The sequence below is a fragment of the Pantoea sp. OVA07A genome (assembly GCF_019969975.1).
Classification (GTDB): Bacteria; Pseudomonadota; Gammaproteobacteria; order Enterobacterales; family Enterobacteriaceae; genus Pantoea; species Pantoea agglomerans.
On the sequence record NZ_JAHXYM010000001.1, the window covers coordinates 439,097 to 453,256 of the forward strand.

13 protein-coding genes are annotated in these 14,160 nt (G+C 53.8%); 6 read left to right on the forward strand and 7 right to left on the reverse strand.

Annotation, left to right across the window (positions count from 1 at the left end):
* Nucleotides 1–24: 24 nt before the first annotated feature.
* The 4 genes from LC417_RS02005 to pabB all read right to left on the reverse strand — a co-directional run bounded on the left by LC417_RS02005 (nt 25) and on the right by pabB (nt 5,286).
* Nucleotides 25–1,587, reverse strand: coding sequence for an EAL domain-containing protein (locus LC417_RS02005; protein WP_223565395.1), 1,563 nt, complete (start codon nt 1,585–1,587; stop codon nt 25–27).
* A 225-nt stretch (nt 1,588–1,812) separates the two neighbouring features.
* The gene (locus LC417_RS02010; protein ID WP_010260538.1) at nt 1,813–3,177 is read right to left on the reverse strand and encodes an L-serine ammonia-lyase; all 1,365 of its coding nucleotides are present in this window, start codon (nt 3,175–3,177) and stop codon (nt 1,813–1,815) included.
* A gap of 182 nt (nt 3,178–3,359) precedes the next feature.
* Nucleotides 3,360–3,923 (reverse strand): CoA pyrophosphatase, encoded by a 564-nt coding sequence (locus tag LC417_RS02015; protein WP_022625545.1) that lies wholly within the window; start codon nt 3,921–3,923, stop codon nt 3,360–3,362.
* The gene (gene pabB / locus LC417_RS02020) at nt 3,907–5,286 is read right to left on the reverse strand and encodes an aminodeoxychorismate synthase component 1 (RefSeq protein WP_060680358.1); all 1,380 of its coding nucleotides are present in this window, start codon (nt 5,284–5,286) and stop codon (nt 3,907–3,909) included. Before pabB ends, LC417_RS02015 begins: the two co-directional genes overlap by 17 nt.
* Before the next feature lie 110 nt (nt 5,287–5,396).
* Here pabB and LC417_RS02025 point away from each other — a divergent pair, with 110 nt between their 5' ends.
* Nucleotides 5,397–5,591 (forward strand): YoaH family protein, encoded by a 195-nt coding sequence (locus tag LC417_RS02025; RefSeq protein WP_010260545.1) that lies wholly within the window; start codon nt 5,397–5,399, stop codon nt 5,589–5,591.
* Between the two features lie 11 nt (nt 5,592–5,602).
* Here LC417_RS02025 and LC417_RS02030 read toward each other — a convergent pair whose 3' ends face one another.
* Together LC417_RS02030 and LC417_RS02035 are read right to left on the reverse strand one after the other, a co-directional pair.
* Entirely contained in the window at nt 5,603–5,947 is a 345-nt protein-coding gene (locus LC417_RS02030) for a RidA family protein (RefSeq protein ID WP_003852699.1), read from the reverse strand.
* Nucleotides 5,948–6,014: 67 nt separating this feature from the next.
* Complete coding sequence (locus tag LC417_RS02035) at nt 6,015–6,374, reverse strand: hypothetical protein (RefSeq protein ID WP_010260549.1); 360 nt, start codon at nt 6,372–6,374, stop codon at nt 6,015–6,017.
* 353 nt (nt 6,375–6,727) lie between these two features.
* Between LC417_RS02035 and LC417_RS02040 the strand changes: the two genes are divergently transcribed.
* The gene (locus LC417_RS02040; protein ID WP_010260551.1) at nt 6,728–6,895 is read left to right on the forward strand and encodes a hypothetical protein; all 168 of its coding nucleotides are present in this window, start codon (nt 6,728–6,730) and stop codon (nt 6,893–6,895) included.
* 380 nt (nt 6,896–7,275) lie between these two features.
* On the opposite strand, the gene LC417_RS02045 is transcribed toward LC417_RS02040, so the two are convergent.
* Nucleotides 7,276–7,950, reverse strand: a complete 675-nt coding sequence (locus LC417_RS02045; protein WP_223565396.1) for an ATP-dependent Clp protease proteolytic subunit — start codon at nt 7,948–7,950, stop codon at nt 7,276–7,278.
* A gap of 1,857 nt (nt 7,951–9,807) precedes the next feature.
* On the opposite strand from LC417_RS02045, the gene LC417_RS02050 reads away from it, so the two are divergent.
* From LC417_RS02050 to LC417_RS02065, 4 genes are all read left to right on the forward strand, one after another.
* Nucleotides 9,808–10,545, forward strand: coding sequence for a carbonic anhydrase (locus LC417_RS02050; RefSeq protein ID WP_033771955.1), 738 nt, complete (start codon nt 9,808–9,810; stop codon nt 10,543–10,545).
* Between the two features lie 243 nt (nt 10,546–10,788).
* A complete protein-coding gene (locus tag LC417_RS02055; protein WP_010260556.1) occupies nt 10,789–12,705 on the forward strand; it encodes an ATP-dependent DNA helicase in 1,917 nt (638 codons plus the stop codon).
* Between the two features lie 44 nt (nt 12,706–12,749).
* The gene (tsaB, locus tag LC417_RS02060; RefSeq protein WP_223565397.1) at nt 12,750–13,448 is read left to right on the forward strand and encodes a tRNA (adenosine(37)-N6)-threonylcarbamoyltransferase complex dimerization subunit type 1 TsaB; all 699 of its coding nucleotides are present in this window, start codon (nt 12,750–12,752) and stop codon (nt 13,446–13,448) included.
* A 60-nt stretch (nt 13,449–13,508) separates the two neighbouring features.
* Complete coding sequence (locus tag LC417_RS02065; protein WP_010260563.1) at nt 13,509–14,105, forward strand: Slp family lipoprotein; 597 nt, start codon at nt 13,509–13,511, stop codon at nt 14,103–14,105.
* The last annotated feature ends 55 nt before the right edge of the window (nt 14,106–14,160 follow it).

Genomic DNA, 14,160 nt, shown 5'->3' on the forward strand with positions numbered 1-14,160 from the left:
GGCGAAACGGGGCTCAGGCGATTGTCACCTGCGGGCATCAGCCTGATGCTGCGCCAGCCACGCCGGGAAGTCCTGCAGCGGCATCGGGCGGGCAAAATAGTAGCCCTGCAGATGATCCACGCCGCGTTCGCGCAGATAGGCCGCCTGCTCAGCCGTCTCCACGCCTTCGGCCACCAGACTGATATTCAGGCGCTGGGCCAGCGAAATCACCATATCCGTCACCGTGGCATTAATCGCGTCAGTGCCGATGGCTGCGGTGAAAATCTTGTCGATTTTCAGCACATCTGGCTGCAGATCTTTCAGGTAGGAGAGTGAGCTGTGACCGGTACCAAAATCATCAATCGCCAGCCGGACACCGATGTCGTGCAGTTGCGCAATCACCGACTGGTCCACGACCGGCAGGGCATCGCGCTCGGTGAGCTCCACCACCAGTTTCGGCACCGGATTGGCAGGCCACCACAGGTTGTGCAGATCTTCCAGAATGGCGTGGTCGCGGAAGTGGCTGGCGGCAACGTTAATGGCGATATGGAACGCGGGATCGTCGGGCAGCTGCGGTAACTGACTCACCACCTCATTCAGTACAAAGCGCGTCAGCGGTTTGATCAGGTTCTGTCGCTCGGCCAGGGGAATAAAGACATCCGGTGCAATCCAGCCCTGACGGGGATTATGCCAGCGCAGCAGTAACTCAATACCGTCGCACTCACCACTTTTGGTGTTGATCAGCGGCTGGCAATAAACCATAAATTCACGGGCCGTAATGCCATAACTGATTTGCCAGCTCAGGCTCATACGATTTGCGGTCGCCAGCCAGATGATGTAACCCATAAGCAGGCTCAGCAGCAGCGCCAGCGGGAGCTGTGAGGGAAGCGTCGCCAGCGCCAGGCGGGTCGGAGAGGGGCCATAGAGGGTCAGCGTAAACGGATAGCGCAGCGAGCCCTGCTCATAGCTCACTTCATCATCTGCCGGCACCGTGGGCTCGATCAGCGGATTGCCATACTCCAGGCTCTCCCCGTTGACGTTAAAGACAGCGCGTTCCACCCAGGGCAACTGCGGCTCCAGCAGATAATTGCTCATCATTTCGATGTTGATCACCTGCAAAATCCCGGAGCGGTTATCCAGGCTCTTTGGCGTCCACAGCAGTAAAATGGGCGAGCCTTTCAGCAGGTACTCATCGGTTGCCAGCGTCATGCGCTGACTGTTAAAGGCTAAGTCAGGGTAAGTCTGGCTAAAGGGGATGGTGCGCGGCCCGTAGATACTGGAGCAGTAGAGCACGTCGTTATCCACCAGCAGGATCGCCCGGACCGTCTGCAGGGAAGAGATTTTTTCGATGAGTGGAAAGCGAACATCCTGACAGGGAACGCCGACCAGACCCAGCGTATTATTGGCTGAAACCTCAAGCGGTGAAAACATCCGGTCAAACCGCATAATCGCTTTATCGGCGAAATCCATCGCCTGCTGCTCGATACGTGACTTCTCTTCGATATAGCGAAAGGCCAGGGTTAATATCAGCACCACGGTGGCGATCGACAGCGCTATCAGCACACGCTTGCGTCTGAATTTTCCAACAGATTGCTGGGCCATAAACATCTGTATTCACCTTCCCAAAAAGCCAGTAAAAAGCAAAACACAACGGGGTGAGTATCGGCACGGTCAGATCAACATTGAGGCCGGAATGCAGAAAAGCGGGTCTGGAAAGTTGCGTAAGCCGGACGGCTGCGCGGAAATCACTCTACCGGTTTAACCTGCGCTGAGATAGCGCAGGATGCGGATTTTATTACGTTTGCACGTTTTTTAGTCAGTTAATCGTTTCGCTTAATCACACTGAACTTTAATCGCCAGACCGCCACGCGAAGTTTCACGGTATTTGGCGTTCATATCTTTGCCGGTTTCATACATTGTCTCGATAACCTTGTCCAGCGAGACGCGGGGTTCGCTGGTGCGTCTAAGTGCCATGCGCGCCGCGTTAATCGCTTTAACCGAGGCGATAGCATTGCGCTCAATGCAGGGCACCTGAACCTGACCGGCTACCGGGTCACAGGTCAGACCAAGGTTATGTTCCATGCCGATTTCAGCCGCCACGCAGACCTGCTCCGGACTGCCGCCCAGCAGTTCAGCCAGACCGGCCGCCGCCATAGAACAGGCGACACCCACTTCACCCTGACAGCCCACTTCCGCGCCTGAAATAGAGGCGTTCATTTTGTACAGCACGCCGATGGCGCCAGAGGCGAGGAAATAGCGCAGGAAAATGTCGGGTGTCACTGGTTCAATGAAGTGATCGTAGTAAGCCAGCACCGCAGGCACGATACCGCAGGCACCGTTAGTGGGCGCGGTCACCACGCGGCCTCCCGCGGCGTTCTCTTCGTTAACGGCCAGCGCATACATATTGATCCAGTCGATTACAATCATCGGATCGCTTGAGTGCTTGTCAGAGGAGGTCAGCAGACGACGCAGGGAGGCGGCGCGACGCGGCACGCGCAGTGGCCCTGGCAACACGCCTTCGGTATTCAGACCGCGGTCGATACAGGCCTGCATCGTCTGCCAGATGTTAGTGAAATAGGCATGGATCTCATCGCGGCTGTGCAGCGCCAGCTCATTTTTCATCACCAGACCTGAGAGTGACAGGCCGGTTTCACGACAGTGAGCCAGCAGATCTTTGGCGGAGTGGAACGGCCAAGGCACAGAGACTTCATCCAGTGCCGACTGTCCGAAATGCTCTTCATCAACAATGAAACCGCCGCCAACGGAGTAATAGGTTTTTGACAGGATCAGCAGATCGCCCGCAAACGCGAGCAGGCGCAGGCCATTTTCATGCAGCGAAAGGTTCTCACTGCGAAATACCATGCCGCCTTCGCGCGGGAAATCCACTTCGTGTGCGCCTTTCGCCAGCAGCAGTCGCTCACGCTGCTCAACATCTTTAATAAAGGCGGGGATCGCATCGATATCCACTGTATCCGGCGATTCACCGGCCAGACCCATAATAATGGCGATATCAGTGTGATGGCCTTTGCCGGTCAGAGAGAGAGAACCGTAAACATCCACGGCGATCCGGGTGACCTCCTGCAGCTTTTCCTGTTCGCACAGCAAATCCACAAACTGTTTACCTGCTTTCATCGGGCCGACAGTATGCGAACTTGAGGGGCCGATGCCCACTTTGAACATGTCAAAAACACTAATCACAGGTGACACTCCTCACAATTATTCTCAGTCTGCCGGGGCAGTTTATGGCGCCCATAGTAATGGTCATGCACCAGGAAAGAGCAGCTTTTCGCATGAAATAAACTTATCAAAACTTATAGAAAAAATTATAGTGCAGCGCGCCAGTAACCTGACGGGCCGGAGAGAGAAAAACGAGAAAGGTTTCAGAATGCGATCTGAGCACTCAGTGATCGGATAATACCCGCGGTCATCCCCCACACCAGATAATCCTGATAGCGCGACAGCCAGACCGGGTGGCGAACGCCAGCCCGATGCACCTCCAGCGCGCTGTAGCGGCTGAGCTGCAAAGCCTCGGCCAGCGGCATCTCAAAGGCGCTGCTCACCTCATCCGGATTAATCGTTAACCGCAGATCGGCCGGAATGATCCCCAGTACCGGCGTCACCTGAAAGCCGGTGCTGCTGGTCACGGCGGGCAGTGCGCCTAATACCTCGACCTGATGCGGCTCAATGCCAACCTCTTCCTGTGCTTCACGCAGTGCTGTGGCGATGAGCGATGCGTCAGTGTCATCCTGCATCCCGCCGGGAAAAGCGACCTGTCCGGCATGTTTGCGCAGGGCGTGTGAGCGCTGCGTCAGCAACAGACCGGGTTCAGGGCGTGCCACAATCGGCACCAGCACCGCCGCATGGCGCCCGGATAGCAATTGTGTGCTGCGGGCTGGCTGCTGCAACAGAAAACGGCTGCGAAAATCATCAAGCGTCAGGGCCAACTGAACCTCCGGTTTGTTCCAGTGCCGGTAAGATCCGGCTGACTTTGTCGAGTGTTTCCTGATACTCCGCTTCGGGATCGCTGTCTGCAACAAGTCCGCCGCCCGCCGCACAGTAGAGCTGCTGACCTTCAGCGATCAGCGTGCGAATGGTGATGCTGGTATCCATCCGGCCACACAGGCTGAGATAACCGATGCTGCCGCACCAGGCATTGCGCCGCTGCGGCTCCAGTTCATCAATAATCTCCATCGCCCGAATCTTGGGCGCACCGGTAATCGAGCCGCCCGGAAAACAGGCGCGCAGCAGATCGGTGGCCTGCAGGGTATCAGGCAGCTGCGCCCGCACCGTGCTCACCAGGTGGTGTACGGCGGGGAAGGGTTCAACCACAAACAGTTCAGGCACCGTGACCGAACCGGGTAGCGCCACGCGGCCAATATCGTTGCGCAGCAAATCGACAATCATCAGGTTTTCGGCCCGATCTTTTTCCGCATGGCGCAGCGACTCAGCCTGTTGCGCATCAGCAATCGGATCGTCACAGCGTGGCCGGGTACCTTTGATCGGTCGGGTTTCGATCTGTTTATTATTCAGTGACAGAAAGCGCTCCGGCGACAGGCTCAGGATTGCGCTCTCCGGCAGACGCAGAAAAGCGCTGAACGGCGCGCGGTTAGCCGCATTGAGTATACTGAACGCCTGCCACTCATCACCCTGGTAACCGGCCTGAAAGCGCTGCGCCAGATTAACCTGATAACAGTCACCCGCCTGAATATAGGCCTGAACCGCCGCAAAACGCGCAGCGTAATCTGCATAGCTCAGGTTGGAGCGCCAGCGGCTGGTCAGTGAAAAGGGCACGGCCTCGCGCGCCGGCCATTGCGCCAGCCAGGCGGCGCGTTCTTCCGCGTTCTTTAACGCCACCAGCGTCAGGGTTTGCTGCTGATGATCGGCAATCAATGCCCAGTCATAGATACCCACCGCCATGTCAGGCGTGGTGAGATCGGCTGCGGCCTGCTGAGGCAGGGACTCAAACCGGCGGCCCAGATCATAACCAAACAGGCCCAGCGCACCGCCCTGAAACGGCAGGGCATCGCTGGCAGCCGGCGTCACGCCCAGCGCATCACACTGCTGCTGCACCAGCAGCAGGGGATCGGCGGTTGATTCGGTCGTGCCGGTCGGGTCGCTGAGCGTAGTCATCGCACCGCGGGTCACCAGGGTGGCGCGGGGATCGGCGGTCAGAATATCAAAGCGGTTGTCACTGTGGTTCGCCTGCGCGGAGGAGAGCAGCATCGCCCAGGGCAGATGGGCAATCGGGGCAAAACGCTGAGTCAGCGCATCCGGGGTATAATCAAGACTGAGGGTTTCAACAATCATCGGGCAGAGAAATCAGAGAGCAAAGAGGCGGTCAGACTGCCATATTTTTTCCTGACTGGCACCTGTTAGTTCCGCGTGGGATACTGTCTGCCCCAACGCAGGAGTGAAACATGTTTATAGGAATACCGGCTCTCTCTCATGAGCAGCAGCAGCAGGCCGTCGAACGTATTCAGGAATTGATGGCGGGAGGTTTGTCGAGCGGTGAAGCGATCACCCAGGTGGCGCAGGAGATCCGACAAAATTTCAAGGGCGAACGGATTCGGGCGCTATTCGAAGACGAAGATGAAGAAAACGAAGAGGAATAACGCCCGGCGTTTTAACGTGCAGCGATAATTTTAATTTCGATTTTGTACTTCGGATTCAACAGCCCGGCCTGTACCGTGCAGCGCACCGGCGCATTACCTGGAGAGACCCATGCGTCCCATGCGCGGTTCATCGCAGGGAAATCGGCCTTATCCACCAGAAACAGCGTCGCATCAAGGATTTTGCTTTTATCGCTACCGAGCCGTGTCAGAATCGCATCAATCACTGCCAGCGCATTGGCTGTCTGCGCTTCTGCGTCGGCATCCAGATTCTCAGGCACACTGGTGTAATAGATCGTGTCGTTGTGGATCACGGCTTCGGACATACGGTGTTCCGGGTCAATGCGGGTAATACTCATCGGTTTCTCCCTGGTTAATTGCGCATTAGCCTGGCACACTCCCGACATCGCTGTCACCCCTTACGCCTTACAGGCAGCGCTCAACAATCGCCTGTCTGTCCGCCATCACCTGAGGCGCCATCCGGAAAGTCGTGAAATATTTCACCTCAGCCCCTTTTCGGCGGGGCGACACATCCGCAAAAATCGAATCTTCCCAGGTAAAAACGCTGATCTCGCTGCCGTTGGGCTGGGTGTGGGTGGTGTTATCTCTGGCAATGACGCTGGTGGTGGACCAGCCGCGATAAATACAGTCGCTGAGCTGAGGGACGGTGCGGGTGCTTTGACCCTGAAAAACAGGCTGCTGCAGACGAGCCTGATCAGGCGTGGGTGCCTGGCAGCCGCAGAGCAGCAGCACGCCAGCCAGAGAGCCGATGCGGAAACAGTTCATACATTCCTCCGCCTGAGTCAGGCAGTCGGGTTAAGGCCATCTGTTTAACACCGCCTGAACGGCTGAAATGTTAAACCAGTCTCAGCACGTCAGCCTACGGGTGCCACATCCCAACGGTAAGCTGATTTAATCATTATAATCCGCGTGTTTGTTTACTCGCTGCGTTCCTCTGCATTTGCTAACTGCATCACACTGTCTGCATCATGATCATGAGCCGCGGACGTTGTCACTGTTGCAGCCCTGCTGCACTAAAGCAGCATAAAGCGTCGAAAGAGCGGGAGAAGTGAGGGCACGCGCGGCATAAAAATGTTATAAAACAGCAGATAAATCGCGCTACGGATGAGGATTCAGGCATGGCGAATACGCAGTATCTTTTTTGGGTGATGGTCGGCGCACTGACGCTGCTGTTTATTGTGGTTTCGGCATTTGTTGGATTGTCCCGTGGCAGTAAGCAGGGCTTTATTACCTTCGCTATTCTGTTCATCGTTATGCTGGCGGGCGCGTTGTACGTCCGCTTATAAGCAGGTCGCAAGAGCAGCGTCGCCAATAATCGTGATATCAGGTCACCAGCCAGAAACAGATAAACGCCCTGTACCAGAATAAGCCGTATCTGGCTGAGCGGCCTGCTTTATTTGCCGCTTTTTATCGGCCAGTGTTGAATCACCCTGCTATTGCTGCTCAAAAAACTCACCATGCAAGGGTAGCGCTTACTGCGAAAATCCACCGTGATATTGATGGTGAGATCCTGCGGCGTCCCATCTGAACGTCGTCTGCGTTATGTTCTTCTCTGGATTACCCGCTAACGGCTCGATATGTCTCCCCGCCAGCACGCCCATCTGTCCAGGCGGCGCATATCTGATAAAAAGTATTCGTCCAGCAGGCATAAATAACGCTATTTTTGCTAGCCGCTGGCCTCTGAAGTGAAAATGTAATAAGCGATATCAGCGGGGGCGATTCCTTCAACACGTTTTTGTGCAATACCCTGTTTTACAGATTCTGGAAAACGCAGGTAAATACGGTTGTCTTCACTGAATAAGGCTTTATCTATCTCTATCCCGTCATCTTTGAAACAGGATGCATAGGTGTCCCTGAATATTTTACTGACATTATCGATATCTCTGCTGAGTAAAATGACTTCATTTTTTTTCAGATAGTTGCTCTGAATGTTTTGACTCGCTGCAGGGTGGATTAAAAACGTTGCGCTGGGTAATGTTTCCCTTTGCGCCCCTGAGCAATAAATCAGGGTAGCCGCCGAACCCGTCATTGCGGCATTGATGGTTTTTATCGAAATCCTTGACCCCCTGACGGCCTGGCCGCCCATATAGCCAGCTTCCATGTCGCCGCCAAAGCTGTTTATATAAAGTGATATTTCTTTTACAGCAGGGTAACTTGCATTAATATCATCGATGCCTGCCATCAATTCTGCCACTTTAGTGCCATTAACCTCGCCAATGTAAACAATTTTTGCCGATTTTATCTCTTGCGCTTTCAGGGTGTTATTTATCACCACTGACGTTTTTGCTATGCAGCAAGCGGAAGTGACGCCCAATAATAGAAAAGTGAAATAACGCACCATAAAAACTCCATTTAAGGGTGTGACGCTGTCAGTTTAAGGATCAGTAATGTTTAAAAAGAAAATAGCCCGTTGTAACTTCCAGGGTAATGATATAGAAGATGAGTACGATGAATATCAATAATAAACTCGCTCTGGCGTAGTTTTTCTTTGAACGTTTAGTCCTTCGGTTTAAGGACCAGTAAAGCAGCATGAAAAGATTTAATACGGGTATGCCGGTTAAAATTAATGTGACAATCCAATCCCATAGGGAGACATCATTGGCGTGCTGATTATTTTCCACAGTGTTTTTTACGCTATGTAAGTGGTGGAGTAACGACGTTAACTGCTACGACGTGCAGATCATTTCCTGACTGCTGACGAGTTTTTATTGATTCGCTGAGGATAAACGTCAGACCAGTCTGGTTGTTCGCCGGACATAATCGCGCGCCGCTGTGCAGGGCTGATCCCCTGGTTTATATGCGGCATGACAGGTTCACTATGTTGACCAACTGGGTTAAGTTTGACCTCATCGTTGGTAACGCAACCGCTCAGCGTCAGAATCACTAAGCTATACCGGAGTAATTTTGGGAACAATGATATTTCTCCTTGTTGAGATAATGGTGTCCATTTTGACGGATAGATGCAACAGGGTAGCAACAGCCAGATTAGATCCCACTTCACTTATAATATAAAACCCCACTTCATTTACATTAACGGATATCTTTAGCGAGATAGTCTTAAACGGCCTTTTAAAGAGGACGGATGCCGTGGGGCATGGTTTCTATTGTGATGTGACTTATCCAGCGACAATTTTTTATTGCCTGTGAAAGATAACATAATTTCTGAATTTTTAATTACCTCTCTACCATCTGTTAAGTCAGCTTGGCTGCATCAGAGGAAATATTCAATCCGCTAATGCTCACAGATTGCGTTTAAATTCTGTCTCTTTTATATCAGGGATTTTTTCTTATAACAACAAAACGATGTTTAATGCTACTCCTGTTGAGTTTTTATTTAATGTTACCTTTCTTTGTGCATAATTGTGCTTTGAATCGCATCATTAACTTTTCGTGTCCCTGTATTATAGGCAGTTAAGTTCCGGCCTTTTATTCATTAAACGAGTAACAGGTTTTTTTAAAAACACAGTTTTTTCAGCGGCGAATTATTAAACCCGCTATCAGACTGACGTCAATGATAACGCGGCTGGGGGAGGCGAATGGGCATCCGATTAACCGGTACGCTATCAGCACCGGCTGTGACGCAAGGCTGTTTCACGCAGTGGCGAAGCAGAGTCTGCGGCAGCGCCTGCATTTCTGATATCTTTTGCGAGCCTTGCAAAACAGATGGCAGGAGTAAGCTACACTCAAAGGGCATAGCAAAATTGCTATCTGACACCGGAGGAAATTATGTCTGAACGCCCTGATTACGATGAGCCGCTGCCCGATGACGCTGAGATTTATCCTGAAGATGAGGAAGAAGATGAAGAAGAGGAACCATTAGAAAAGGATGTCTAGCGTCACCTGCATAATCTTTTATGACGCGTTATCGCGTTGCACCGCAAAACCGCCTGCGTGCAGTTTTGCGGTTTCTTACGTCGCCTGAATTTAGTGCAAAATTTCCCTCCCGGCTCGTTTCGACAATCAAAATGATAAATACAGGAAAATGAAACTCTTTTATTCAGAGAGATTGATATCAACCCTTTCCTGAAGTGCTTAAAAACGTCACATCGTGATGTTTGTTAATTAAATTAACATTGATTGTAATTATAAACTCTTTATTCGTTCTGATTTTGATTTAACGCATTTTGTCACCTTGCTGACTCCGCAGTGAGCGGAATAGTATCCCTGCCGCAAATAAGTTTATAAAGCAGGGATAAAAATGAAATTACCAAAAATGTTAAGTCTGGTTGTGGCGCTTTCTACCCTCAACGTAGCCGGTGCGGCGGAACCGCACTGGACGTACGAAGGCAAAGCTGGCCCGGAACACTGGAGCGAACTGACCAGCGACTTCCACATCTGCCACGAAGGTAAGTCCCAGTCGCCTATCAATATTAAAGATCCGATTGAGGGACATTTACAGGCACTCGATCTGGCCTACCATACGTCGGCTGAGAAGGTGATCAACAATGGCCACACGATTCAGGTGACCGTTGATGAAGAAGATGATTTTGTACTGGATCGGGAAAAGTTCACGCTGCGTCAGTATCACTTCCATACGCCGAGTGAGAACCAGATCAATGGGCACACCTTTCCCCTGGAAGCCCACTTTGTACACAGCAAAGAGGATGGCGATCTGGCCGTGGTCGCGGTGATGTTTAAGGTCGGTGAAGAGAATCCGGCGCTGGCACCGTTGATCGACGCTATGCCGAAACAGGAAAACCAGCAGGTAACCATTAATCGCCAGGTAAATTTACGCGATCTCTTCCCGGAAGATCTGCACTATTATCGCTTCAGCGGCTCCCTGACGACGCCGCCTTGCAGCGAAGGGATTCGCTGGCTGGTGCTGAAACAGCCGGTTTCGCTCTCTCAGGCGCAGCTCGACGCCTTTAAACAGGCGCTGAAAACCACCAATAATCGTCCTTTGCAGCATCTCAATGGGCGCATGATTGTAGAGTAGTCACAGCGATTTCTGCTGCCTTTCGCGGTGCGACTTTTCCATCAGGTATCCCGGTGCTGCGAGGGACTCTTTTCAGGCGGCCACGTGCCGCCTTTTTCCCCATCTGTCAGACGCGATCCAGAGTCTTTAGCTGTCACGCTCCCAACGGCTGGAAATAGGTAAGCTATTGATAGTTATCAATTTTGCTTTGTTGATCCAATACTGACATAATTACAGTGTTTTTGCCGTTCTTAGTGAGGGTATGTGGCAGACGATTTTGCAGTGGATGGCGCGCTGGCGCTGGCGATCGCAGGCTTTAAGCCGCGTGAAGCACAGCGTGAGATGGCGCAGGCGGTATCTGAAGCCGTAAAACAGCAGGGTGAACTGGTGGTCGAGGCCGGTACCGGCACCGGAAAAACTTATGCCTACCTGGCTCCCGCTCTGCGGGCCGGTAAAAAAGTCATTGTCTCCACCGGATCCAAGGCGCTGCAGGATCAGCTCTATGGCCGCGATCTGCCTACGATGATCAAGGCGCTGGATTTCAAAGGTAAAACGGCCTTGCTGAAAGGGCGCTCCAACTACCTTTGCCTGGAACGCATGGAACAGCAATCGATGGCGGGCGGCGATCTCACCGCGCAGGGGCTGACCGATCTGGTGACGCTGCGCAGCTGGTCATCGCAGACGGAAGATGGCGACATCAGCAGCTGTGCGGGCGTGACCGAAGACAGCCCGGTCTGGCCGCTGGTCACCAGCACCAACGATAACTGCCTCGGCACTGACTGCCCGCGCTATAAAGAGTGCTTTGTGGTCAAAGCGCGTAAGCGCGCTATGGACGCCGATGTGGTGGTCGTGAACCACCATCTCTTTCTTGCCGATCTGGTGGTGAAAGAGGGCGGCTTTGGCGAACTTATTCCCGAAGCTGATGTGATGATCTTCGATGAAGCCCATCAGCTGCCCGATATCGCCAGTCAGTATTTTGGTCAGCAGCTCTCCAGCCGCCAGTTACTCGATCTCGCCAAAGATATTATTACCGCCTACCGCACCGAGGTGCGTGATGCTCAGCAGCTGCAGAAATCCGCTGACCGCCTGGCGCAGTGCGCGCAGGATTTTCGCCTGTCATTAGGCGATCCCGGCTATCGCGGTAACCTGCGTGAACTGCTGAGCGATAACAACATCCTGCGGATGTTTACGCTGCTGGATGATGCGCTTGAGCTCTGTTACGACGTTATCAAACTCTCACTGGGCCGTTCAGCCCTGCTGGATGCCGCCTTCGAGCGGGCCGCGCTCTACCGTGGCCGGTTAAAACGGCTGCGGGCGATTAACGAGCCGGGCTACAGCTACTGGTATGAATGTACCTCACGTCACTTTATCCTGGCGCTGACGCCGCTCTCGGTGGCAGAACGCTTCCGTGAAGTAATGGATAATCGTAAGGCTGCCTGGATCTTCACCTCAGCCACCCTGGCGGTGGATGAGAAAATGGCACACTTCGCCGAACGGCTGGGTGTGAATGCAGCAAAAAGCCTGATTCTGAACAGCCCGTTCGATTTTGCGAAGCAGGCGCTGCTCTGCGTTCCGCGCAATCTGCCTGAGCCTAACCGTCCGGGTGGTGCACGCCAGCTGGCCGCAATGATGAAGCCGCTGATTGATGCTAATAAAGGCCGCTGTTTCTTTCTGTGCACGTCGCACCTGATGATGCGTGAGCTGGCCGCAGAATTTCGCGCCTCAATGACGCTGCCCGTGCTGGTGCAGGGTGAAACCAGCAAGGGTCAGTTGCTGAAACAGTTCATCGATAAGGGCAATGCCCTGCTGGTGGCGACCAGCAGCTTCTGGGAAGGCGTGGATGTGCGGGGTGATGCGCTGTCGCTGGTGATCATCGATAAACTGCCGTTCACCTCACCGGAAGATCCGCTGTTGAAAGCCAGAATGGAAGATTGCCGGATTCGTGGCGGCGATCCCTTTACGGATGTGCAGCTGCCGGATGCGGTGATCACCCTGAAGCAGGGCGTGGGACGTTTAATCCGCGATACCGACGATCGTGGCGTACTGGTGATTTGCGATCAGCGTCTGGTTTCTCGTCCTTATGGCGCGCTGTTTCTCAATAGCCTGCCACCGACGCCGCGCACCCGGGACATTGCCCGCGCCATCGCCTTTATCCGCCAGCAACCCGAACCAGACGCGTAATTTTATGCTAAGATGCGCGCCGTTTTCTTTCTTCTGAGGTAGTCATGTCAGCCCGAATTTTAGCGCTGGATACGGCGACAGAAGCCTGTTCAGCCGCCTTGCTGAATCAGCAACAGATTGATGCCCGATTCGAAATTGCCCCGCGCGATCACACCCAGCGTATTTTACCGCTGATCGAAGAGCTACTGCTGGCACAGCAGCTGGAACTGACCGACCTGGACGCGCTCGCCTTTGGTCGCGGCCCTGGCAGTTTTACCGGCGTGCGGATTGGCATTGGTATTGCGCAGGGACTGGCACTGGGCGCTTCTCTGCCGATGATCGCGGTTTCCACGCTGGCCACGCTGGCGGAAGGCGCATGGCGTCTGCACGGTGCTACCCGGGTATTAACCGCTATTGATGCGCGGATGGGCGAGGTCTACTGGGCCGAATATCAGCGTGATGAACAGGGTGCCTGGCAGGGTGAGGCCAGCGAAAGCGTGCTGTCGCCCGAAGCGGCACTGGCCCGGATGCAGGCGCTCACTGGCGAATGGATGACCGCAGGCACCGGCTGGCAGGCTTATCCTGCCCTGCAGCAGGGACACGAACTTACCCTGAACGCCAGTGACGTTACGCTGCCCGCTGCAGAAGATATGCTGCCGCTGGCAACCCTTGCGCTGGCGCAGGGGAAGACGGTGCTGCCGGAAACAGCGGAGCCCACTTATCTGCGTAATGAAGTCGCCTGGAAAAAATTACCTGGCCGGTAAAATGCACGCAACTTATTGTTATGCGTCCAGTCTAACTCTTTACCTAACGGGAGAACGTCTATGTCGTCAATGTGTGGTAAAGGGCTTTCAGGTCTGCTGCTGACCTGTGTACTGGCGTTAACCGGTTGTGTCTCAATTCCTGACACGCTGCAGGGCAGCTCACCTCAGCCGCAGCAGGATCTGTTGCGGGTCATGAGCAATCCTTCGCTCTTTGTCGGGCAGGAATCGCGCTTTGGCGGCAAGGTAGTGAATGTTACTAACCTGAACGGCAAAACCCGGCTTGAGATTGCTGCGCAGCCGCTGGATGATAGCGCCAGACCACGTCTGGGTGCGGCCTCGGTCGGTCGGATTTATGCCGATATCCGCGGGTTTGTTGATCCGGTGGATGTCAGAAATCAGTATGTGACGGTGCTGGGTACCCTCAAGGGTACAGAGCAGGGCAAAATTGGCGAGGCAGATTACAAATTTGCGGTCATCGATGTGCGCGGTTATCAGCGCTGGCGACTTACCCAGCAGGTGACAGCACCACCCCAGCCGATGGATCCCTGGATCTGGTATGGTCCGACCCGCCATCGCGGTGGATACTGGGGCCCGAATCCCTACTGGGGAATGATGAACAGTGGACCGGCAGAGGTGCAGACCATTCTGACCGAGTAAGTGCAAAAAACATTTAAGTATCAGCCCGGTCGCGGTGCTCGCTGCCGGGCTTTTT

Coding starts and splice junctions, on each gene's coding strand:
- LC417_RS02045 (WP_223565396.1), bottom strand. CDS start 7,950: ATGGTGCGTTATTTCACTTTTCTATTATTGGGCGTCACTTCCGCTTGC.
- LC417_RS02050 (WP_033771955.1), top strand. CDS start 9,808: ATGAAATTACCAAAAATGTTAAGTCTGGTTGTGGCGCTTTCTACCCTC.
- LC417_RS02040 (WP_010260551.1), top strand. CDS start 6,728: ATGGCGAATACGCAGTATCTTTTTTGGGTGATGGTCGGCGCACTGACG.
- tsaB (WP_223565397.1), top strand. CDS start 12,750: ATGTCAGCCCGAATTTTAGCGCTGGATACGGCGACAGAAGCCTGTTCA.
- LC417_RS02025 (WP_010260545.1), top strand. CDS start 5,397: ATGTTTATAGGAATACCGGCTCTCTCTCATGAGCAGCAGCAGCAGGCC.
- LC417_RS02030 (WP_003852699.1), bottom strand. CDS start 5,947: ATGAGTATTACCCGCATTGACCCGGAACACCGTATGTCCGAAGCCGTG.
- LC417_RS02035 (WP_010260549.1), bottom strand. CDS start 6,374: ATGAACTGTTTCCGCATCGGCTCTCTGGCTGGCGTGCTGCTGCTCTGC.
- LC417_RS02005 (WP_223565395.1), bottom strand. CDS start 1,587: ATGTTTATGGCCCAGCAATCTGTTGGAAAATTCAGACGCAAGCGTGTG.
- pabB (WP_060680358.1), bottom strand. CDS start 5,286: ATGATTGTTGAAACCCTCAGTCTTGATTATACCCCGGATGCGCTGACT.
- LC417_RS02065 (WP_010260563.1), top strand. CDS start 13,509: ATGTCGTCAATGTGTGGTAAAGGGCTTTCAGGTCTGCTGCTGACCTGT.